This window comes from Daejeonella sp., assembly GCF_036405355.1.
Taxonomy (GTDB): domain Bacteria; phylum Bacteroidota; class Bacteroidia; order Sphingobacteriales; family Sphingobacteriaceae; genus Daejeonella.
Window position 1 is genome coordinate 1 of sequence record NZ_DASWXT010000071.1, and the last position, 23,377, is coordinate 23,377.

Here is a 23,377-nt window from a genome sequence, read left to right on the forward strand (position 1 = left end):
AAGACTCGACCGTAAGGATTTTGTTTTTAAAGGCGGAGAAAACGGAGAAGTAATCAAACCTGGAAACACTGACGAGAGTGAACTATTCAGACGTATTAGTCTGCCTTCAGACCATGAAGATGTAATGCCTTCCAAAGGCAAGAAACTCTCAGCAAATGATATTGCCGTTATTGATTTCTGGATTAAAAAAGGTGCTCCATGGCCTGATGGATCAGATAAGGATGAGGTTTTTAAGGTGGCGGAACTCGCACCAAGAAATCCGCTATTACCTCCTGCTCCTGTCATTTATTCTAACCCTGTGGACCGCTGGACCAATCAATATTTCGTAAAGAATAAAATAGCCTGGCCAAAATTAGTCGATGACAGAATCTTTTTAAGAAGATCATTCATGGATATCATCGGTTTGCTGCCAACTCAACAGGAAATCAATGAATTCAGTAAAGATCCAAGACCTGATAAACGGGCTATCTGGAGTAAAAAATTATTGGATCGTGAAGATGATTATGCAATGCATTGGCTTACCTTCTGGAATGATGCATTAAGAAACGATTACACCGGAACCGGATATATTACCAACGGGCGCTATGCAATAACCGACTGGCTGTATCAATCGATCAAATCGAATAAACCATACGACCAGTTCGTCAAAGAACTGCTGAGTCCGGACGAGAATTCAAAAGGTTTTATTGAAGGTATAAAATGGCGTGGTGTTGTAAATTCAAGTCAGCGGACAGAAATGCAGGCTGCGCAAAATGTATCGCAGGTATTTTTAGGCCTAAACCTGAAATGTGCCTCCTGCCATAATAGTTTTATCAGCGACTGGAAACTGGAAGATGCCTATGCTTTTGCGAATATTTTTGCAGATACCACGCTTGAAATTAATCGCTGTGATAAACCTACTGGCAAATTCACCGATGCAAGAATGCTCTGGAAAGAGCTGGGTAGCATTGATAATAAAGCCAAGGTCCCGATTAAAAGAGCACAGCTTGCAGAGAACATGGTCAAACCTCAAAATGGCCGTTTATACCGTACCCTGGTCAATAGAATATGGGCACAGATAATGGGCCGCGGTTTTATTGAGCCCCTGGATATGATGGATAATGAACCCTGGAGCCAGGATATGCTCGATTGGATGGCTTTTAATTTTCAGCAGAATAACTCAAATATTAAGGATCTGATCTATCTTATCACGACTTCCAAAACTTATCAGTTACCATCAGCAGGTTTCAAAGACCCGAATGAAATTGTTTCGCAGGAATTTAAATTTTCGGGGAGGCTCAGAAAAAGAATGTCTGCTGAACAGTTTGCAGATGCAGGTTCTGCCTTATTCGGACCTATATTTCCCGATTCAATGGTCAGGTATAAACCAGTTATTAAAGTGTTGAACAACCAGAGTATTCAATTATTTCCGCGTGCATCACAGGTAGTAAATAATCCTTTTCTTACTGCACTGGGCCGGCCTAACAGGGAAACCGTTTCTACCAGCCGTGAATCGCAGGCAAATCTTCTGCAGGCTCTGGAATTAACCAATGGCGAGCGTTTTAATTCTATGCTCAGGAAAGGAGCTGAAAACTGGAAGCTGAAATATAAAAGTGGAGATCAGATCATTAAAGAGATATATAAACAGGCATTGGGGCGTGAAGTTCGATCAGATGAATATAAAATTGCGATAAAAATATTGGGAGATAAACCTCAAACGGATGCCGTTCAGGATCTGTTCTGGGCCGTTATGCTGCTCCCCGAATTTCAAATTATCTATTAATAAAGTACTGGGCATGAATAATCAATGGAATAGAAGGGAGTTTTTAAAGAAAAGCAGTGCGGCTACTCTGGCAGCGCTTGCTGCAGGTGCTCCTCTGTCAAGTCTGTTATCTTCCTGCAATAATAGAAGAAATGCCAAAGCTGATACAGTTATTTTACTCTGGATGGCCGGAGGTATGGCTCATACAGACACCTTTGATCCTAAACGATACACCCCTTTCAGCAAGGGGATGAATGCGAACGATGTACTGAGCACCTTTAAACCTGTACCTACAATCCTTGATGGGGTTTCATTTTCAGAAGGACTTGAGTCAATCGGAAAAGTGATGGATAGAGGTACCGTCATCCGATCGTATGTAGCAGGCGATATGGGCCATATTTTACATTCCAGACACCAGTATCACTGGCATACCTGCTATAAACCGCCTCAATCAGTATCTGCTCCCCACATCGGTTCCTGGATTGCAAAGGAACTGGGAACAGTTAATCCTGTTATACCGGCATTTATAGATATAGGTCAGCGCTTTACCTTAGGCGAAGGCGAAGAATTAAAAGCTTTCCATACTGCCGGATTTCTTGGAAGTGAATACGGTCCTTTCCTTATCCCTGATCCATCAGCAGGACTTGAGAGTGTAAGACCTCCGGTAGGAATGTCTTCCACAAGGTTTGAAACCAGAAATCAGCTTTACAATGACCTGATCAGTAAAGGTGCTATGGGTGAATTTGGCAGTGATTATCAAAAAGAATCGCTAAAAAGATCGATGGAGCAAGCTTATATGCTCTTAAAATCTCCTGAAGCTGCTGCTTTTGACCTGACTAAAGAACCTAAAGAAAGTTATGATATCTATAATACCGGGAAGTTTGGTTTAGGTTGTCTGATGGCTCGCCGCCTGACAGAACAGGGCGCCCGCTTCATCAGTGTAACCACAGAATATGAACCATTTAAAAGCTGGGATACGCATGATAACGGACATACCCGTCTCATTGATATGAAAAAACAAATCGATGGCCCGGTAGCTCAATTAGTAAAGGACCTTGAAAAGTCAGGGCATCTGGATCGTACACTGATCATTTTAGCAAGTGAATTCAGCAGGGATATGATGGTTGAAGGCAGGCCAGATCTCAAAGTGCAGGAGCAGGTAGAACAACCGGATATTATTCATGATATCAAAAATTATGGTATGCACAGGCACTTTACTGATGGATGTTCCATTTTAATGTTTGGCGGTGGAATTAAAAAAGGAAATGTTTATGGTAAAACTTCCGATGAACGTCCCTGCAAAACCGTTGAAAAACCAATCCGGATTGAAGAGATTCACCAAACTATCTATCACGCTCTTGGTATTGCCGAAGATGCCAGCTACATCGTGGAGAAAAGACCTTTCTATACAACCCCAGATGGTTTAGGCAAGGCAGAGATGGAACTGTTCGCCTAAAGCAACCCCCATTTGAAATCACAGCCATGACAGCTCAGGACAGACCTTAATAATTTAATTTTTAATTTGTGTTTGGTTTTGGGGAAAGATTTTCTTTTCCTGAATAATTATATATTTAATAATACAAACCAATAATTACGGATAATTTCTTTTTGATGGCTTCCACAGGATTTTTATATTATTCAAAAGTAATTGTTGGCTTGTGCGTTCTGCCACTATTGTCATTCCAGACAAGTTCTGAACTCAAATTCAGAAAACAATTGATAGCCTCAGAAAGTGCCGAGTCGGTAGGTGTTTTTGATGTGAATGGAGACCAAAATCCCGACATTGTTTCCGGAAGTTACTGGTATGAGGGTCCGGCATTTCTCAATCGTCATTTCATAGGTCAGGTAGAACGGGTAAGTGAATATTATGATGACTTTGCAACCATCCCAATGGATGTTGATGGTGATGATAAAATAGATTTTATTACCGGGGGTTGGTTCAGCAAAACCCTTCGCTGGCGTAAAAATCCGGACAATGAAAAAGAGTGGGCATTATTAGACATCGCCCAAACCGGTAATATTGAGACCATACGGGCCTGGGATATCAATGGAGATGGTTTTGATGAAATAGTGCCTAATACTCCGGGCAATCCGCTGATCTATTACACTCTGAAAAGGGATAAAAACAATAAAGCACTTGGGGAATTCACAAAAACACAGGTTATCGAAAAGCATGGTCATGGTTTGGGATTTGGGGATATTAATGGAGATGGCAGAGGTGATTTTATAGTTTCGGAAGGATGGATCGAAGCTCCGGATGGAAAAAATAATAAAGCATGGAAGCTGCATTCTGATTTTGACCTGAAAGATGCCAGCATTCCTGTTATAGTTACAGATATCAACAAGGATGGTTTAAATGACCTTATAGCTGGCCATGGTCATTCCTACGGTCTTTACTGGTACGAACAGAAAAGAGAAGAAAAATCAGTTAAATTTATAAAGCATCCGATAGATCCTTTTCATTCCCAGTTTCATACAATGGAATGGGAGGATATTGACAAGGACGGACAAATGGAACTGATCACCGGCAAACGTTATCGGGCACATAATGGTAAAGACCCCGGAGGAAATGAATCGCCGGGACTCTATTATTTCAAATGGAACGGCGAATCATTTACAAAACACGTAATCAGTTACGGTCCTTTTGGTGAAGGTAAGGGTACAGGAATATTCTTTAGCATTGCAGATCTGCATAAAACCGGCAGAAAAGATATAATAGTCGCAGGAAAAGATGGCCTATATGTATTTTTTAATGAGAAACCCTGATTAAAAAAAATCATCCCATCACAAAAATCAAGTTTATATTTAAAATACTTTAAAAATAGCAGGACATAAAATTATGAAACGTAACACGTACTTAAAACTGGCAGGATTACTGTCCATCGTCTTTTTTTTAGCAATCTCTTTTATTGACAACGTAGAGGAAACTAAAAAGAACAGAGTCAGAGAGCTGGATCCGAAAGTTGAGAAGCTTAAGTTATTACCCAATTTTAAGGCAGAGCATTTATACAGCCCTTCTGAAAGCAAAAATGGTTCCTGGGTTGCAATGACTTTCGATCATAAGGGTCGAATGATTGCCTGTGATCAGTACGGCTATTTATACCGTTTAACTATTCCGCCAATTGGCACAGATGCGGTTAAATCAAAAGTAATTGTTGAAAAACTGGAGATTAAAATTGCAGGTGACACTTCAAAAGAAAAGATAAAAATGGGCTATGCCCAGGGCTTACTTTATGCATTCAATAGCCTGTATGTAATGGTTAACCATAAAAGTGATACCTCAATGGCTAAAGGTAGTGGTCTTTACCGTCTTAAAGACACTGATAACGATGATCAGTATGATCAGATAAGCCTGCTAAAGGACCTGGTTACTCCAGGTGGTGAACACGGACCTCACAGCATGGTTATTTCTCCCGATAAAAAATCAATACATCTTATAGCCGGAAATCATGTAGATGTTCCAAAAATGGAGGCCTATCGCTTACCTGAAACCTGGAAAGAGGATAATTTATTCCCATTGATAAAAGATCCGAACGGACATGCGAATGATCGTAATGCCCCGGGAGGTTTTGTTGTCAAAATTAATCCGGAAGGTACAAACTGGGAGCTGATCAGCGCAGGATACCGGAATGCATTTGATCTTGCCTTTAATGAGGTTGGAGATATGTTCGTTTATGATGCTGATATGGAATGGGATTTTGGAATGCCCTGGTACCGGCCTACCCGCATCAGTCATTCTACCAGTGGCAGCGAATTTGGATGGCGCACAGGGAATAGTAAATGGTCTCCTGCTTATCCCGATAATTTGCCGGCAATATTGAATATCGGGCAAGGCTCCCCAACAAGTCTGTTCAGTGGAAATAATGCCCGATTCCCTGAAAAATACCGCCGGGGTCTGTTTGCTTTTGACTGGAGTTTTGGAATTATTTATGCTGTTCAATTAACGCCCAGCGGATCATCCTACAAAGCAACAGCCGAAGAATTTATTTCAGGTGCACCCCTGCCATTAACAGATGGTATAATAGGACCTGATGGTGCAATGTATTTTTTAACAGGTGGTCGTAAACTGGACTCGGATCTATACAGAGTTTATTACGGCGAAAACACTTTACCCAATACTCCATTGATCACAAAAACTCCGGCTGATATACTTCAGGCACGTAATTTAAGACGTCAATTGGAAACATTTCATGCCGGCCCAAATCCAAAGGCTATTACTATGGCATGGCCTAACCTGAAAAATAAGGATCGCTATATCCGATATGCTGCCCGTATAGCAATGGAACATCAGCCGCTTTACCTGTGGCAGGAAAAAGCATTCATAGAAAAGGACCCTCAGATTCTTACTCAAGCCATGATTGCTATGGCCAGAACAGGTAACAGAGGTTTACAGGTCAGGATGATCAATTCATTGATGAAGATCAACTACAATCTATTACCTGAATCTCAGCAAATAGATGTTTTAAGAGCCTATGAATTGATCATTTCGAGAATGGGTAAACCCTATGATGTTGAAAAAGTTAAATTAAGCGCTTATCTGAATCAGTTCTATCCTGCAAAAAGCAATGAGTTGAATCGCTCATTCAGCAAGGTTCTGGTTGCTCTGGATGACCCATTGGTAGTTCAAAAAACACTGGCCTTACTCGATGGGGTTGTCCGGGATGTGGATGACCAGAAAACATTCATGCAGTCATCAGACCTGATTCTGCGTAACCCTCAATACGGACTGGATATTGCAGGTATGCTGGCTAAAACCCCTCCTGCTCAGCAAATCTATTATGTAACGGCTTTAAGTGAAGCAAAAAATGGCTGGACAACAGAATTAAGGGAAAAATATTTCAAATGGTATTATACCGCATTTGGATATAAGGGTGGCAATAGCTTTATCGGTTTTATCGATAAGGCGCGCAAAATGGCTTTAGCTAATCTGCCACAAGATCAAGTCGAGCATTATAATAAGATTTCCGGCAATGAATTACTGACTAATAATGGCATGAAACTGGCCAGTGTGGGCAGTCCTAAAGGTCCGGGCAGAACCTGGAAATTAGATGAAGCTCTGGAAGTTGTTCAGAAAGATTCGACAGACAGAAACTTTGAGCAAGGTGAAATGTTGTTTAGCGCTACCCGCTGTATTTCATGCCATAGCATGAAAGGTGAAGGAGGTGCAGTTGGTCCTGCATTAAGCCAACTGGGAACACGCTTCTCTGCCCGTGATATTCTGGAGTCTATTCTTGAGCCGAATAAAGTGATATCTGATCAGTATGCTTATACTTCTTTTTACCTAAAGAATGGTGGTTCGGTAACCGGGAGACTGAAAAATGAAGATTCTGAAAAATATTATATTTCTCAAAATCCTTTTGCCCCACAAACATTGCGTGAGGTAATCAAGAGTGATGTGGTAAGAACCAGGATTTCTGATGTATCATCCATGTATCCGGGTATGGTCAATGGCTTAAATAAAGAAGAATTAAAAGACCTGATGGCTTACCTTATTTCAGGATCAAATAAAGATCATCAGATCTATAAGCCGAAATTATTAAAGAAATAAAAGCATAAGAGGAGATTATAATTTTGGACCAACAGACCTGGCATAATAAAATATCTAATACCCAACAATTGGGTGATATTGAAACCTCTGTTCTGGATAATGGAGCCGGGCGTGGAACACGCATTGCCTGGATCAACACTGGATCGGGCCTGCGATTTAAAGTAGTCATCGACCGCGCTATGGATATTGCCGATGCATTTTACAATGAGCATAGCCTTGCCTGGCTGAGCCATTCAGGAGTCAGTAAAGCAGAGGCTTTGTCTGATAAAGGCATTGAATGGCTCAGAACTTTTGGCGGAGGATTGGTGGTTACCTGCGGACTCAGCCATGTTGGCGGCCCTGAAAAGGACGAATTTGGTGAGCGCGGTATTCACGGACAAATAAGCAATACCCCGGCAGAAATTGTGTCAATAATTCAACCTGATCTCCTATCAGGAAATATGGAAATGAGTATTAGCGGAGTCATCAGGGAATCGCAGGCATTGGGAAACAGATTGGAATTAAGACGTACAATTTCTGCCACTTTGGGAAAATCCACAATCCGGATTCAGGATGAGGTAATTAACCGCGGAAATACAGAGGCTCCGCATATGTTGCTATACCACTGTAATTTGGGCTGGCCATTAGTTGATGAAGGCAGTAAAATAGTATGGAATGGTCCATGGAAATCACGTGATGGTAATCCGGATAAACTTTTCGCAGAAGGGAATGATTTTCATACCTGCCCTGCCCCCCTGGATGAACATCAGGGCTCCGGAGAAGAAGCTGCATTTATAGATATTGAAGCTGATAAGTCAGGCTTCTGCAATTGTGGAATTGATAACCAAAAAATAGGAATTATTCTCAACTTAAAGTTTAGAAAAAAAGAATTGCCCTGCTTAACAAACTGGCTGCATTATGGTAAAGGAGAATATGTTGTCGGGCTCGAACCCGGCACAAATCCGCCCATCGGACAAAGCCGGGCAAGGCGGCAAAATGAATTAATCCTGCTTGCTCCCGGAGAAAGCAGAAAGTATGAATTAGAAATACAAGTTTTAAATAAAAAGGCTTAAACATTTAAGCCTGCATAACATTTTAATAAGAATATGAGTTTAGCAAAGAAAGCATTAGAACAAGGAAAAGGAATTCTCAGATTAGCCCCTACCTGGGTACCCCGTTCATTTTGCGTACCGGGAAGAAGGATCAAATTGCACCCGGATGATTATTATGTACTTGGCGGGCAACGTGGTGGTATTGATGAAAGATGGTTATCGTCTACTACTCCGGCACAAAACGGACCCCTCACTGGAAAAAATGAGGGTTTAAGCCCGGTTGTCTACAATGAAGGAGGAAAAGATGAGCAATTTCTATTAAAAGATGCAATTGATGAGCTTAAAGGCGAAATTATCGGAGATCGTCTTTGGAATGAACACCAAAGCTGGCCGATGTATTCTAAATTCTTTGACAATATGGGTCCCCTGCCCCATCATATTCATCACAATGATGAACATGCTGCCAAAATCGGACAAAAAGGTAAACCCGAAGCCTATTATTTTCCACCACAGCTAAACAATCACGGCGGAGATTTTCCTTATACCTTCTTTGGTATCGCGCCGGGTACCACCAAAGCGCAAATCAGGGAATGTCTGGTTAATTTCACAAAAGGTGATAATAAACTGACCACTTATTCACAGGCCTTTAAACTGGAGCCTGGAACCGGATGGGATGTGCCACCGGGCATGCTTCATGCACCCGGAAGTATGTGTACTTACGAACCACAAAAAGCGTCCGACGTTTTCGCAATGTATCAATCCCTTGTTAATGAAGCTATTATACCTGAGGAACTACTTTGGAACGGAACTCCAAAGGACAGAATTGGCGATTATGACCAGTTGATGGAAGTAATTGACTGGGATTTGAACGTAAATCCGAATATTCTGGAAACCCGGTTTATGCTTCCGAAACCTGTGAAAGCTCTGGCGGAAATGGAATCTGAAGGATATATCGAAAACTGGATCTGCTACAGATCAGCAGCATTCAGCGCAAAAGAACTTACTGTATTACCAGGACAAACAGTTACAATCAGGGATAGTGCCTGCTATGGCATGATTGTGATGCAGGGGCATGGTAAATTTGGGGTATGGGATATTGAAACTCCGGCTCTGATCAGATATGGACAACTTACAAACGATGAGTTCTTTGTCTCTGAAAAAGCAGCAAAAGAAGGTGTGCGCATTAGCAACCCTTCCAAAACCGATCCAATTGTTATACTAAAACATTTCGGTCCGGAAAACCCGGATCTTATTTTGTAATTTTTAATATTTATTGAATATGTCTGAGAATATTTATCCAAAACTTCACAATGCCACATGGCCTGGCATTGTGGGAAAAGGTCCTGATTCAGAACCACCAATCTCATTAGAGAAAATGCTCGAGATGACCGCCGCTGCAGAAGTCGACGGAGTTAAATTCGATGGCGTTGATGTTGGTCTTTTTGACCCTTCAATCAATTTAGATGATTTGGATGGCATTAAAAGGCTTGCTGATCAGGTAAGTAAGCATAATTTAGTAATTGGCAGTCTGGTTGCACCAATTTGGGGCGGACCGGCAATGGGTACCAAAGAAGATCGCGCAAATTTTGTTGAGCAGGTGCGTAAATCTTGCATCTATGGGCAAAAATTGAAAGAAATGGGTATACGCCCATACGGTGTAGTTCGCATTGATTCAGCCAGCAGTGTTGAAGACTGGGCTAAAGATCCTGTTAATAACACTAAACTCATCGCTCAAACTTTCAGGGAAGCATGTGATGTGGCAGCTGATTATGGTGAAAAGCTTGCCGCTGAGGGTGAAATTTGCTGGGGTGGTATGCATAGCTGGAAAGCAATGCTGGATACACTTGAAGCAGTGGATCGTCCGAATATTGGATTTCAGGCAGACATGTCACATACTTTTTTATATCTCCTGGGTTATAATGCACCTGAAGATCGCATTTTACCTGCCGATTATAAGTGGGATGACCGGGAAACACTGACCGAAGGACTAAAGAAATTAACCGCAGCATTGCGCCCATGGACTATAGATTTTCACGTTGCTCAGAATGATGGAACAGCTTATGGTTCGGGCTCACATGATAAAACAGGAAGACATTGCCAGGCAACAGATCCTAATGGTAAATTAGATATTGCTATCGATGCCGGACATTGGCTTCGCAATGAAAACGGAGAGTTAACAAAAGCGTTTAAACATATCTGCTGGGATGGTTGCATGTTTCCGAATGCTGTTTTAGAACAGCAAAAAACATGGAATGATATTTTGGCAGCGATGATCAAAGTTCGCAGCTTAAACAGCTGGACTTAAGCAATTAATTGATTAGTTGAAATTTTAAAATACTATAATGGCTAATAAAAAAGAATTAAGAATCGGGTTAATTGGATGTGGCTTTATGGGCCGGACCCATTCAAATGGCTACAAAAGAGTTGGTGATTTTTTCCCGGAACTGGAATTTCGTCCGGTTTTAAAAGCAGTATGTTCACGAAGTAAAGACAAAGTTCAGGCATTTGCTGAACAATGGGGCTATGAATCCTTTGAAACAGATTGGGAAACACTGATTACCCGTGAGGATATTGATGCTGTTGACATCTGCGCACCTAATAATATGCATGCAGAAATTGCAATCGCTGCAGCCGCTGCAGGCAAAATGATTCTCTGTGAAAAACCTCTTTCAAGGACTTTAGCTGAAGGTGTAGCCATGGTGGATGCAATTGAAAAAGCAGGTGTTCCAAATACAGTATGGTATAATTATCGCCGTGTTCCGGCAGTTACATTGGCCAAACAAATTATCGATTCCGGAAAACTGGGAAAAATATTTCATTACCGAGCCAATTTCCTGCAAGACTGGACAATCAATGCTGATCTGCCACAAGGTGGTGAAGGTTTATGGCGTCTGGATATAGATGCTGCAGGTTCTGGCGTTACAGGCGATTTGCTTGCACACTGCATTGATACCGCTATCTGGTTAAATGGAGGCATTAAAGATGTTTCTGCACTCACCGAAACCTTTGTCAAAGAACGTATGCACCAGCTGACCGGTAAAAAGGAAAAAGTAGGGATAGACGATGCCTGTATTTTCCATTGCCACTTCAATAATGGATCCTTAGGATTGTTTGAATCTACAAGATATGCCCGCGGACATAAAGCCCTGTACACTTTTGAAATAAATGGTGAACATGCTTCCATTCGCTGGGATCTGCATGATCTCAACCGTCTGGAATATTTTGACCACGCAGATGACTCAATCGTTCGCGGATGGCGCTCCATACATGTAACTGATGGAGATCAGCCTTATATGGATAAATGGTGGGTTCCCGGACTTTCAATTGGCTACGAACATTCATTTGTGCATCAGGTAGCTGATTTCCTGAAATGTCTTGAATCCGGTGAGCCATGCTCTCCTACATTTAAAGAGGCACTTGAAACTCAAAAAGTTTGTGAAGCGGTAATAGATTCTGCAAATACAAGAAGCTGGAAAACCATTTAGACAATTTGAAAACAGATTCCATAATCATTGAATATTAATTCATTTTATAGCTATTGATCATGTACAAGAAAATTAATTCATTTCAGGGATACTTAATACTGGGTTTCCTCCCGCTTTTCATAATCCTTGCAGGCTATAAAATGGCTGATACCAATGAACCCAGACAAAAAGGCTTTGTCCAAATTTTTGATGGTAAAACTCTCAATGGCTGGGAAGGTGATCCTGCCTACTGGAGAGTTGAGAATGGCAATATTGTTGGAGAAATTACGCCGGCAACCCTGCTTAAACGCAATTCCTTTCTGATCTGGCGGGGAGGTATGCCTGATGATTTTGAACTTACTTTAGAGTTTAAAATCACACAGGCAGGAAATAGTGGTATAAACTACCGTAGTGAAGAGCTCAAGGATATACCCTACGCTTTAAAGGGCTATCAGCTTGATATTGATGGTGCAAACCGGTATACCGGACAAAACTATGAAGAGCGTGGAAGGACTACCCTGGCTTACAGAGGGCAAAAGACGATCATTAAGGCTCAAAATACAGCTAATGGTACAGTCCAATCAAAAATCAAAAATAATGCCTGGACCGATTTAAGTGTAACTGGTTCTTTGGGAGAATCTGATGCCTTATTGCAGAAAATAAAAAGTGAGGATTGGAATACATGCCGTTTGGTTGCAAAGGGCAATCGTCTGCAACATTATATCAATGGCATACTAATGAGTGATGTCACGGATAATGACAAGGTTAACGGAAAATCAAAAGGGATGCTAGGCATGCAGGTACACGTTGGTCCGCCGATGAAGGTGGAGTACCGTAAGATTATGATAAAGCAATAATTGTACTGAAAGGCTGGAACCAGTTTAATATCAATCCTTATACAAGAACATAATTACTACAATTAATTAAACTATAAAATGAAATTTGGCATTAATACCTTCCTGTTCACCTCTCCGTTTACAAATGAGAGTGTTGATTTGTTCCCTAAATTCAAAGCATGGGGATTTGATTCTGTGGAAATTGCAATTGAGGATCCCTCTCATATAGATCCGCATGTAATCAGGAAGGCATTAGATGAGAGTGGTTTAAAATGTGGCTCGATCTGTGCCGCCATGGGTCCGGGTCGTGATCTAAGAGGATCATCCGAAGATCAGCAGACAGCTATTACCTATATAAAAAGCATTCTCGACATGATGCCTGTCTTAGGTTGCGGCATCCTGATCGGACCGCTTTACTCAGCTGTAGGACGTGCCGGATTAGTGAGTAAGGAAGATTATGCAAAACAATGGGAAACAGTTGCTACTCATTTAAAAATGCTGGCAGATTATGCTGAAAAATCAGGTGTAAAAATGGCCATTGAGCCTCTGAACAGATATGAAACCGATTTTATCAATACCTGTGAGCAAGGCATGAAAATGGTTAATCAGGTGAACAGCAAGGCTTTGATGCTTCAACTGGACACTTATCATATGAATATTGAAGAAAAAGATCCCTATCAGGCAATATTACATGCAGGAAGTAAACTGGGTCATTTCCACGCCTGCGGTTCAGACCGTGGAACACCTGGTGGTGATCAGATCAATTGGGACAGAATTAGTTCAGCATTGCATCAGGTTAATTATAATGGAGAAGTAGTTATAGAATCCTTTATTCCGGATATTGAAATGATAGCTAAAGCCGCCTCAATCTGGAGACAATTTGAACCTTCACAGGAAGATATAGCAATTAAAGGATTAAAATTTTTAAGATCTTGTTTAATTAAATAGTACCGGAGTTGTAACCCTTATTTTAAACCTCAAGTTATGGATTCAAGACGTAATTTTTTGCAAACACTAAGTGCTTCAATACTCGCTTTATCTATACCCCAAACTGGTTTTGCGAGCCTTGAGGATTTTTACAGTCAGACCTATGAAGGCCCTGTTCTCCGGGTTGCAATCATGGGTCTGGGTAGTTACGGAACCCGGGTAGCCGAGGCCATGCAAGCCTGTAAGATGGCTAAATTAGTCGGGGTAATCAGTGGTACGCCTTCTAAAATAAAGAACTGGCAGAGCAAGTATAATATTCCAGAGAAAAACTGTTACAATTATGAGAATTTCGATCTCATTAAAGATAATCCCGACATTGATGCAGTTTACGTCATTACGCCGAATGCCTTGCATCACGATCAGGTGATACGCGTTGCCAAAGCCGGAAAACATGTTATTTGCGAAAAACCCATGGCCTTGAATGCCAAAGAAGGGCAGGAAATGATTGATGCCTGCAGGAAAGCAAATGTCAAATTACTAGTAGGATACAGAATGCACTTTGAACCTAAAACCCTGGAAATAATCCGGATGCGGAAAGAAGGGGAATTAGGGAAAATTATGTTTTTTCAGGGATTATCCGGCTTTAGAATTGGCGACCCTGCTCAATGGCGATTGAATAAGCAATTGGCCGGTGGAGGCTCACTAATGGACATAGGCATTTATGCAATAAATGGTGCACGTTACATGGTTGGTGAAGAGCCACTTTGGGTTACTGCACAGGAAACTAAAACTAATCCTGAGAAATTTAAAGAAGGAGTTGACGAAACCATTCAATTTCAATTCGGCTTTCCTGGCGGAGCGGTAGCATCCTGTTTATCAAGCTATAATATGAGTAATCTGGACCGCTTTTTCTTAACTGCTGAAAAAGGATTTGCCGAATTACAACCATCAACCGGTTATGGACCCATAAAAGGTCGTACTAATAAAGGCGAATTAAATCATCCTCATGTTACTCACCAGACTGTGCAAATGGAAAAAATGGCTGGTATCATTTTGGCAAATGAACCTGCCCAGGTACCTGTAGATGGTGAGGAAGCTCTAAAAGACCTGAAAATTATTGATGCGATCTATTTAGCAGTTAAAACGGGTAAACAGATAAATTTAATATTGTGAAAATTTTCAGATAAACCCTTAGAATAAAATAAGCACCAAGAATATGGCACTAAATAAAAAAAAGAATTTGAAAGTACTGCTTTGCACTCTAACCATGGTGCTAATTGCATTAACTGCCTTTAAGTTTACACAATCAGATTCAACTGCCTTAAAAATTAAAAAGGGTGATCACATCATTTTAATTGGAAACAACCTTGGCTCAAGGATGATGAACTACGGGTATTTTGAAACAGAAATGCAGCTTCGATATCCCGATAGCATGCTGTATATCAGAAATATGTGCGATGGTGGAGATACACCAGGTTTCAGGGCACATTCTGGTCGTGCATTACCCTGGGCTTTTCCTGGTGCCGAAAAATTTCAGACTGAACTCGCAAAAAACTCAAACAGTGAAGGTTTTTATGATAGTCCGGATAACTGGATCACAAATCATAAGGCCGATATAATCATTGCATTCTTTGGTTACAATGAGTCTTTTCAGGGTCCTATGGGGCTTGAAAACTATAAAGCTGAACTTGAAGCCTTTATAATTCATACATTAAAGCAAAAATATAACGGAAAAACATCTCCCCAACTTGCGCTTGTTTCACCCATTGCTTTTGAAGACCTGTCGGGGCAATTCGACCTTCCAAATGGCAAAACAGAAAATAGAAATCTGGAACTCTACTCGCTTGCAATGAAAGATGTTGCAGCAAAACATAAAGTTCACTTTTTAGATGTCTTCACGCCAAGTAAGGCTTGGTATGCTGCCAATGAAAAACCAATGACCATTGATGGATCACAGTTTACAGAAGCGGCCTATGCTAAATTTGCACCGCTTTTAGCCGATGGGCTTTTCGGTAAAACAAAGGTGAAACCCGCTGTTGAAAGCAATCGTAAATTGGTTCATGCTGCGGTTCAGGAGAAAAACTGGATGTGGCATAACGATATTAAAATCCCCAATGGGGTGCATGTTTTTGGGCGCAGATATAATCCCTTTGGTCAGGATAATTATCCTACTGAGCTTAAAAAGATCAGAGAGATGACGGTTATAAGGGATCAGGCTATCTGGCTTGCTTTAAAAGGAGAAAAGATGGATCTGGATGCTGCTGACAAGAATACCATAGCCCTTCCTAAAATTGAAACAAATTACAATCCGGATAAAAACGGAAGTCTGAAATACCTCTATGGTGAAGAAGCTCTGACGAAATTTAAACTGCCACCGGGATATAAAATAGATTTGTTTGCTTCTGAAGTAGAATTTAAAGACATCGAGAATCCGGTTCAGCTATCCTTTGACAATAAGGGTAGACTATGGGTCGCAACTATGCCAACTTATCCGCACTGGCAACCTGGCGATAAAAAACCAAATGATAAAATTATTATTCTCGAGGATACCAATGGTGATGGCAAGGCTGATAAACAAACCACCTTTTTGGATGGCATACATCTTCCCGTAGGTTTTGAAATTGCTCCTGAAGGTGTTTATGTCTCTCAGGGCACTAATCTGGTACTATTCAAAGACACAAATGGCGACGATAAGGCTGATTCTAAAGAAATTCTTTTGAGTGGTTTTGATGACCACGATACACATCATGCACATCATGCCTATACCACTGACCCTTCGGGTGCGATCTACATGGGTGAGGGTGTCTTTTTACATACTAATGTGGAAACATCCTATGGCCCGGTACGTGCTACCAATGGAGGGTTTTACAGATATAATCCTGCGAGGCATCATCTTGAGCGAACTGCTCAACTCTCCATACCGAATCCATGGGGAATCGCCTTTGATGATTGGGGACAGAACTTTTTTGCAGAGACTTCCGGACCGGATGTTCTCTGGATGATGCCTGGTTCTATCAAACCAAGATATGGTGTAGCCACGCATAAATCAACCAACTTGATCGAGGATAAACACCGTGTACGACCAACCTCAGGACTTGAATTTATTTCAAGCCGTCATTTTCCGGATGAGGTTCAGGGCGATATGCTTATCAACAATACCATAGGATTCCTCGGTACTAAAGAGCATATCATGCAGGAAAAAGGTACAGGCTATGCCACAAAACACCGTCAGGATCTGCTGGTTTCAGAAGACAGAAATTTCCGTCCTGTTGATATGGAATTTGCACCCGATGGCTCCCTCTATATTGTTGACTGGCATAATGTGCTGATTGGGCATATGCAGCATAATGTACGTGATCCATTGCGCGACCATTCTCATGGCCGTATTTATAGAATCACTTATCCTTCCAGACCATTAGTAAAACCGGCTAAGATAGATGGTGCAAGCATTGAGCAACTGCTTAACAATCTTAAATTACCTGAATACCGTACCCGCTACCGTACACGCAGGGAGCTTCGTGGACGTCCGGTTAATCAGGTGCTTGCCCAAATCAGCACCTGGACTGCCAAACTTGATAAAAATGATCCACGATATGAGCATCATTTGCTGGAAGCTTTATGGGTAAGTTGGGGACTTGATAAGGTTGATCAGAAACTCCTTCTTCAGCTGCTTAAAGCAAAGGACTATCGGGCACGTGCAGCTGCAGTGCGTGTTTTAAGATATACAGGGCATCAGGTTGCTGATCAAACCAACTTACTGATGCAGGCAGCAGCTGATGTGCATGGACGTGTACGGCTTGAAGCAATTGTAACCGCCTCCTGGCTGGGAAAAGAAAAAGGCTTACCAATCGTTATGGAAGCTGGTAAAAAACCACTTGACGAATGGATGATTCCGGCATACGAAACAGCAATTGCCCACCTCAATGGATATGAACGTGTTGTTAAAAAGGAAGATCCAATTATAACCGATCTTAAAGGAGCTGAACGCGATCTATTCGTAAAAGGAAAAGCAATTTATGCCCGTGATGGCTTCTGTAATACCTGTCACCAGAGTGATGGAAAAGGACTTGGCAGCTCAGGTTTCCCACCGCTTGCAGGCACAAAATGGGTAACCGGAAATGAAGAAAGATTGATAAAACTCGTACTTAAAGGGCTTTATGGTCCAATAGAAGTACTTGATAAAAAATATCCGGGACAAGTACCAATGACACCCTTTGCAGGAATGCTAAACGATGAGGAAGTTGCAGCAGTATTGACCTATGTGAGGAATTCATTTGGCAACAAGGCTCCGGCAATTTCTCCCGATAAAGTAAAAATGACACGAGCGGCAGTCAAAGATAAAACAGGATTTTACTCACCTGAAGAATTGCTAAATCAACATCCATTAGAGAAATAAACTCATTCAGAAGATATACAAAATGAACAAGCAAACAAAAAGACTGCTACTGATTATTCTGCTTACATTTATTCATACCAGCATTTCATTTGCTCAGAAAAATCCACAATGGGTTGTATATCAGGGAAATGAAGGACCCGGAAAAGGTAAACATATTGTATTTGTGAGTGGGGATGAAGAATATCGCTCGGAAGAGGGTTTGCCCATGCTTGCAAAAATTTTGGCGGAACGCCATGGCTTTAAGTGCACAGTTTTATTTGCTTTAGACCCAAAGACTAATAATATTGATCCCGATAATCAGACAAATATACCCGGGCTGGAACACTTAAAGACAGCCGATCTGATGGTTATGTTATTACGCTTCAGGGAATTACCTGATGAGCAAATGAAACATATTATTGATTATACCAATGCCGGAAAACCAATTGTGGCCTTGCGCACTTCAACTCATGCCTTTAGTTATTCGCGTAATAAACAAAACCCCTATGCCAAATACAGCTATAACAGCAAGGTAAAAGGCTGGGAAGGTGGTTATGGCAAGCAGGTGCTTGGTGAGACCTGGATCAATCATCATGGTGTACATGCTAAGGAAGGTACCCGGGCATTGATCAATGGACTTGTGAAAGACCATCCAATTTTACGCGGAGTAAGAGATATCTGGACACCAACTGATGTTTACGGCATTGTGGGCCTGCCAAATGATGCTCAGGTTTTGATATTCGGACAAACCACAATGGGAATGACCGCAACATCCCCTTTGAGCTATGAAAAGTCGGTCATGCCGGTAGCATGGATCAGAAATTACAGCTCAGCAAGTGGTAAAAATGCAAAGATATTTACAACAACAATGGGGGCTTCGGTTGATCTGATCAGTGAAGACCTTCGCAGGTTAATTGTTAATGCATGTTATTGGGGGACAGGCATGGAGAACCAAATTCCTGCACAAAATAATGTTCAGGTTGTTGGTGAGTACAATCCAACCATGTTTGGTTTTGGTAAATATCAGCGGGGACTGAGCCCTTCGACTTTTGAATGGAAGAAATAAATCATCCTGAATATTTTTTACCGATCAGGACTCAATCACTACGCCCATTGCACAGAACTTTTCGATGCGTTCATTGATTACTTCGTCAATATCCCGCTTAGTTAATTGATCAAGGTCTTTAGTGATCCTATCCTGAATGGTCTTAGCCATTTCTTCAGGATTATGATGGGCGCCTCCAAGTGGCTCTTTAATAATACCATCGATCAGTTTATTCTTATACATATCGTCTGCCGTAAGTTTCAGACAGTCGGCGGCTTTTTCTTTAAAATCCCAGCTTCTCCATAATATCGATGAACATGATTCAGGAGAAATTACAGAATACCAGGTATGCTCGAGCATATACACCCTGTCGCCAATACCAATACCCAATGCTCCACCAGAAGCTCCCTCACCTACAATAAAGCATAGGATAGGCACCCTCAACACTGACATTTCAAGCAGGTTCCGTGCAATTGCTTCACCTTGACCACGCTCTTCAGCCTCCAGACCGGGATATGCTCCCGGAGTATCTATAAAGGTGATAACTGGCTTATTGAACTTTTCGGCTAATTTCATGAGCCGGAGAGCCTTACGATAACCTTCAGGATTAGCCATTCCGAAATTTCGGTATTGGCGCATTTTGGTATTCACTCCTTTCTGATGACCAATGATCATTACTGTTTGGCCACCAATGCTCGCAAATCCTCCAACAATAGCCTTATCATCCCTTACTGTCCGGTCTCCATGCATCTCAATAAAATCATCACAGATCATTTCTATATAAGACAGGGTGTAAGGCCTTTCCGGATGCCGTGATATCTGCACGTTTTGCCATCCGCTGAGATTCGAGTAGATCTGATGTCTGGCTGCATCAATCTTTAGTTCCAACTCTGCCAGTGTAGCAGACATGTCTACCTTGGTTTTCTCAGCTACCTGTTTAACCTTTTCAATCTGCAATTGCAAATCAACAATAGGCTTTTCAAAATCGAATGTTGTACTACTCATAGGTTATCTAAAAGACCCGGCTAAATTAGGAAATTAATACCATCGCTAATAAATCTAATTTTGAAAATCTGCAAACCTGAATTTACATGAATTTTAACGTATTCACAGAAGAATTCAGGGATTAAAGTTCTTTAACTTTTCCTTTGCCTGATCCCATGTATTTGCCGATTTCTGTTCAACTACAGCATTATCAATGAGTTGCTGCAAATTAACAAGGGCTTCCAAAACTGTTTTATCTTTTACCCCATCCTTTTTGAAGCGGACCAGATCCAGAATGATAGCCTTATTATTTCCGCTTTCATCGGTTATAAAATTTATTCCATCTATCATTTCTTCATTCTTTTGTGTAAAAAACAAAACTATTTCAATCGTCTGAAACATTATTGAAATACAAAGATACATGATTCAATCAATACTGCTCCCTGCAAGAAGAAACCTGTTTAAGAGCAAATCACCATAACATGATCTAAATGCTGACATTTTACTGACCCAAAAGGTACTGGCACCTTCCTTTTTTTGATTTTTTTATTATATTTTTCAAGAAACTCAAAAAAAGCAAAGAAAGGGAGAAGAATTATATGGGTCATTTGCCAAAACTTATTGAAGATCTTGCATTAATATTAATAGTCGCTGCGGTTACAACCTTATTATTCAGAAAAATAAAGCAACCGCTTGTATTAGGATATATTATTGCTGGTTTTTTAGTCGGCCCTCATCTTTCAATCACTCCCACCGTAGTCGATACTACTAACGTCAAAACCCTCGCAGAAATCGGAGTTATATTTCTTTTGTTTAGCCTCGGACTTGAGTTTAGTTTCAAGAAACTGATGCGTGTTGGGGGCTCGGCATCTATCACAGCATTTGTTGAGATTATTTTTATTTGCACAACAGGATACTTCGCCGGTCAATGGATGGGCTGGTCTGTCATGGACAGCCTCTTTCTTGGAGGGATGCTCGCCAGTTCCTCAACAACCATTATTATTAAAGCTTTCGACGAACTGGGCGTAAAAACGAAGCAGTATGCCAGGGTTGTATTCGGAGTGCTGGTTGTTGAAGACATCGTGGTAATCCTATTAATGGTCTTACTTTCTACAGTTGCTGTCACTAAACAGTTTGAAGGTATAGAAATGTTGTTTACAGTCGGGAAACTGCTGTTCTTCCTGCTATTATGGTTCATTGCAGGAATATTCCTCCTGCCTAGTCTGTTAAAAAAAGCAAAGAACCTACTGGATGAAGAAACATTGCTTATTCTGGCCATTGGGCTTTGTCTGGGAATGGTTGTCATTGCTACACAGGTTGGATTTTCGGCTGAGCTCGGAGCCTTCATTATGGGATCTATCCTTGCCGAAACTACCAAAGCTGAAAAAGTAGAACACCTTATTAAACCAGTTAAAGATCTTTTTGGAGCTATTTTCTTTGTATCGGTTGGTATGCTCATCGATCCTCTTACCATCATGGAATACCGCTGGCCAGTACTATGGATAACCCTACTTGTACTCTTTGGAAAATTCCTGAGCACTGCTGCAGGAGCTTTATTATCCGGGCAACCACTTAAGCAATCAGTACAGGTTGGAATGAGTATGGCTCAGATCGGAGAATTTGCTTTCATTGTTGCTTCACTGGGTCTATCACTTGGTGTAACAAGTGATTTCCTTTTCCCCGTTGCTGTAGGTACATCTGCAATAACTACTTTTACCACTCCTTACATGATCAGATTCTCGCCAAAAGTTTATGATCTGATCCTGAAAATTCTTCCTGAAAAATGGATTGTAAACCTGAATAATTATGCCAGCAGTACCCAAAACATACAGGCAGAAAGCAACTGGAAAAAAGTCTTTAGCTCCTACCTTAATATTGCGGTAAGCAATGGTATAATTCTTCTGGCAATGATGCTGCTTTCTATAAATTTCCTTCAGCCTTTTCTGGATAAAAATATTGAAAATGAGACATTAAGTTCTTCAATAGGTCTCATAATCTCCTTTGGTGCTGCTGCACCATTTATTTGGGCACTCATTGCAAAAAGGCCAGGCAAATTAGGCTATAAGGAGTTATGGCTTGATAAAGAATACAGCCGTGGACCATTACTGGTTCTGGAAATTGCCAGGGTGATCATCGGATTATTCATCATGGGATTCTGGGTAAACAAGCTCTTCTCTGCAATGGTTGCTATTCTTATCGCAATGCCACTGATTGTAATCGTTTTGATGCTTTTCTCGCAGCGATTACAACACTTTTATCAAAGACTTGAAGGACGCTTCCTATCGAATTTTAATGCAAGAGAAATTGCTGAAAAAGAGAATGCTTATTCAGAAAAAATCTTAAGCAAACATTTTAAACCGGAGTCAGGGCTTGTTCCATGGGAAGCCCATATGGTTGATATGCAGGTCGATCAGAACGCTGATTTTATAGGAAAAAATCTGGAAGAGCTGGCTTGGCGGGAAAAATATGGTGTAAATATTGCCTATATCAAACGTGGCGACAAATTAATTTATGCACCTTCCCGCTTTAATAAGCTACTTCCTTTCGACCATGTCGGAATAATTGCAAGCGATGAACAAATGCAGCAGTTCAAACCTGTTTTTGATGCCACAGAAGCTATTGACACCGGTGAATATGATGTTGAAGATATTGTTGTTCAAAAAATCGTAGTTGATGAACATAATAGACTGAAAGGACATACTGTCCGAAACTCGGGTATCCGCGAAAGAACAAATGGGCTCATCATTGGAATAGAAAGAGATCAGGAAAGAATTTTGAACCCGAATTCTCAAATGGTCTTTGAGTGGGGCGATATTGTTTGGATCGTTGGAGAACGGAAAAAAATTCAACAGCTGAATGCCTCCTAATCAGTATCCAGGGACAAGTAGATTAATTATCGCTACAGAGTTTATTATATTTTGCCTTTCGGATATTCCGTAGCAGGCTTCGATATAATATTCAGGGCTATAATAAGACAAAACCTTCATTCGCCCCTGCGATAGAATTGTGAATTCATAAGTATATGATTCATAGATTTCATACTTTTTAGCACAAAAATTTGGAATATCCTTTTCATCTCTTATTCTGAACAAGTCATTCTGCTGAAATGTTTTCCAGATCTGATCGAGTGAGTGGGGTGATAGATTCAGGTCTATTAGCATGTCTTTAGCATAAGAATATGCTCTAAGTTGTTCGCTTTTTCCTGTTAAAATAAAATACTTAGCTGATGATGCTCCCTCACCAGGAAAATAGGTGCGAAATGCCAGTACAAAATCATTCCCGGAATTGAGCGACTTCATAAACGGCTGTACCTGGGAATTATCATATTTAATCCCGTTTTCAATCCGGAATAGTTCCTGAGAAAATGCAGGAAGTAAAAATAGAAGAAATGAAAGGGTCAAATAGATCTTCAAAATTATAAGGAAT

17 protein-coding genes are annotated in these 23,377 nt (G+C 41.0%); 14 read left to right on the top strand and 3 right to left on the bottom strand.

All coding sequences use genetic code 11. The annotated features are described in order from the left end of the window. The 13 genes from VGE44_RS09135 to VGE44_RS09195 all read left to right on the top strand — a co-directional run. Positions 1-1,762: DUF1549 domain-containing protein (locus VGE44_RS09135; protein WP_331078201.1), on the top strand; the 1,762-nt coding region annotated here is incomplete at its 5' end. 13 nt (positions 1,763-1,775) lie between these two features. After that, positions 1,776-3,197, top strand: a complete 1,422-nt coding sequence (locus tag VGE44_RS09140; RefSeq protein ID WP_331078203.1) for a DUF1501 domain-containing protein — start codon at positions 1,776-1,778, stop codon at positions 3,195-3,197. Between the two features lie 155 nt (positions 3,198-3,352). Next, positions 3,353-4,507, top strand: a complete 1,155-nt coding sequence (locus VGE44_RS09145; RefSeq protein WP_331078205.1) for a VCBS repeat-containing protein — start codon at positions 3,353-3,355, stop codon at positions 4,505-4,507. 73 nt (positions 4,508-4,580) lie between these two features. Beyond that, complete coding sequence (locus VGE44_RS09150; protein WP_331078207.1) at positions 4,581-7,289, top strand: c-type cytochrome; 2,709 nt, start codon at positions 4,581-4,583, stop codon at positions 7,287-7,289. A gap of 23 nt (positions 7,290-7,312) precedes the next feature. After that, entirely contained in the window at positions 7,313-8,341 is a 1,029-nt protein-coding gene (locus tag VGE44_RS09155) for an aldose 1-epimerase family protein (protein WP_331078209.1), read from the top strand. A 33-nt stretch (positions 8,342-8,374) separates the two neighbouring features. Beyond that, complete coding sequence (locus tag VGE44_RS09160) at positions 8,375-9,580, top strand: hypothetical protein (protein ID WP_331078211.1); 1,206 nt, start codon at positions 8,375-8,377, stop codon at positions 9,578-9,580. 19 nt (positions 9,581-9,599) lie between these two features. Further along, a complete protein-coding gene (locus VGE44_RS09165; RefSeq protein ID WP_331078213.1) occupies positions 9,600-10,625 on the top strand; it encodes a sugar phosphate isomerase/epimerase family protein in 1,026 nt (341 codons plus the stop codon). Between the two features lie 37 nt (positions 10,626-10,662). Then, positions 10,663-11,805 carry a Gfo/Idh/MocA family oxidoreductase gene (locus VGE44_RS09170; RefSeq protein WP_331078215.1) on the top strand — a complete coding sequence of 381 codons (1,143 nt, stop codon included), beginning with the start codon at positions 10,663-10,665 and terminating at the stop codon, positions 11,803-11,805. 59 nt (positions 11,806-11,864) lie between these two features. Then, positions 11,865-12,641, top strand: coding sequence for a DUF1080 domain-containing protein (locus VGE44_RS09175; RefSeq protein ID WP_331078217.1), 777 nt, complete (start codon positions 11,865-11,867; stop codon positions 12,639-12,641). A gap of 78 nt (positions 12,642-12,719) precedes the next feature. After that, entirely contained in the window at positions 12,720-13,568 is an 849-nt protein-coding gene (locus VGE44_RS09180) for a sugar phosphate isomerase/epimerase family protein (RefSeq protein WP_331078219.1), read from the top strand. 36 nt (positions 13,569-13,604) lie between these two features. After that, positions 13,605-14,720 (top strand): Gfo/Idh/MocA family oxidoreductase, encoded by a 1,116-nt coding sequence (locus tag VGE44_RS09185; RefSeq protein ID WP_331078222.1) that lies wholly within the window; start codon positions 13,605-13,607, stop codon positions 14,718-14,720. Between the two features lie 43 nt (positions 14,721-14,763). Next, positions 14,764-17,943 carry a PVC-type heme-binding CxxCH protein gene (locus tag VGE44_RS09190; protein ID WP_331078224.1) on the top strand — a complete coding sequence of 1,060 codons (3,180 nt, stop codon included), beginning with the start codon at positions 14,764-14,766 and terminating at the stop codon, positions 17,941-17,943. Positions 17,944-17,965: 22 nt separating this feature from the next. Beyond that, the gene (locus tag VGE44_RS09195) at positions 17,966-18,988 is read left to right on the top strand and encodes a hypothetical protein (RefSeq protein WP_331078226.1); all 1,023 of its coding nucleotides are present in this window, start codon (positions 17,966-17,968) and stop codon (positions 18,986-18,988) included. Positions 18,989-19,012: 24 nt separating this feature from the next. On the opposite strand, the gene VGE44_RS09200 is transcribed toward VGE44_RS09195, so the two are convergent. After that, positions 19,013-19,972, bottom strand: a complete 960-nt coding sequence (locus VGE44_RS09200; RefSeq protein ID WP_331078228.1) for an acetyl-CoA carboxylase carboxyltransferase subunit alpha — start codon at positions 19,970-19,972, stop codon at positions 19,013-19,015. A gap of 114 nt (positions 19,973-20,086) precedes the next feature. Continuing rightward, positions 20,087-20,353, bottom strand: a complete 267-nt coding sequence (locus VGE44_RS09205; RefSeq protein WP_331078230.1) for a hypothetical protein — start codon at positions 20,351-20,353, stop codon at positions 20,087-20,089. Between the two features lie 197 nt (positions 20,354-20,550). On the opposite strand from VGE44_RS09205, the gene VGE44_RS09210 reads away from it, so the two are divergent. Next, the gene (locus VGE44_RS09210) at positions 20,551-22,818 is read left to right on the top strand and encodes a cation:proton antiporter (protein WP_331078232.1); all 2,268 of its coding nucleotides are present in this window, start codon (positions 20,551-20,553) and stop codon (positions 22,816-22,818) included. Here the strand turns inward: VGE44_RS09210 and VGE44_RS09215 are convergent, their stop codons facing one another. Continuing rightward, entirely contained in the window at positions 22,819-23,364 is a 546-nt protein-coding gene (locus VGE44_RS09215; protein WP_331078234.1) for a hypothetical protein, read from the bottom strand. It abuts the gene before it with no gap. Positions 23,365-23,377: the final 13 nt, after the last annotated feature.

Excerpts from the sequence above, each read along its gene's own strand:
- VGE44_RS09205 (WP_331078230.1), bottom strand. The coding sequence starts at position 20,353 with ATGTTTCAGACGATTGAAATAGTTTTGTTTTTTACACAAAAGAATGAA.
- VGE44_RS09190 (WP_331078224.1), top strand. The coding sequence starts at position 14,764 with ATGGCACTAAATAAAAAAAAGAATTTGAAAGTACTGCTTTGCACTCTA.
- VGE44_RS09210 (WP_331078232.1), top strand. The coding sequence starts at position 20,551 with ATGGGTCATTTGCCAAAACTTATTGAAGATCTTGCATTAATATTAATA.
- VGE44_RS09180 (WP_331078219.1), top strand. The coding sequence starts at position 12,720 with ATGAAATTTGGCATTAATACCTTCCTGTTCACCTCTCCGTTTACAAAT.
- VGE44_RS09160 (WP_331078211.1), top strand. The coding sequence starts at position 8,375 with ATGAGTTTAGCAAAGAAAGCATTAGAACAAGGAAAAGGAATTCTCAGA.
- VGE44_RS09145 (WP_331078205.1), top strand. The coding sequence starts at position 3,353 with ATGGCTTCCACAGGATTTTTATATTATTCAAAAGTAATTGTTGGCTTG.
- VGE44_RS09195 (WP_331078226.1), top strand. The coding sequence starts at position 17,966 with ATGAACAAGCAAACAAAAAGACTGCTACTGATTATTCTGCTTACATTT.
- VGE44_RS09175 (WP_331078217.1), top strand. The coding sequence starts at position 11,865 with ATGTACAAGAAAATTAATTCATTTCAGGGATACTTAATACTGGGTTTC.
- VGE44_RS09200 (WP_331078228.1), bottom strand. The coding sequence starts at position 19,972 with ATGAGTAGTACAACATTCGATTTTGAAAAGCCTATTGTTGATTTGCAA.
- VGE44_RS09150 (WP_331078207.1), top strand. The coding sequence starts at position 4,581 with ATGAAACGTAACACGTACTTAAAACTGGCAGGATTACTGTCCATCGTC.
- VGE44_RS09170 (WP_331078215.1), top strand. The coding sequence starts at position 10,663 with ATGGCTAATAAAAAAGAATTAAGAATCGGGTTAATTGGATGTGGCTTT.
- VGE44_RS09140 (WP_331078203.1), top strand. The coding sequence starts at position 1,776 with ATGAATAATCAATGGAATAGAAGGGAGTTTTTAAAGAAAAGCAGTGCG.
- VGE44_RS09185 (WP_331078222.1), top strand. The coding sequence starts at position 13,605 with ATGGATTCAAGACGTAATTTTTTGCAAACACTAAGTGCTTCAATACTC.
- VGE44_RS09165 (WP_331078213.1), top strand. The coding sequence starts at position 9,600 with ATGTCTGAGAATATTTATCCAAAACTTCACAATGCCACATGGCCTGGC.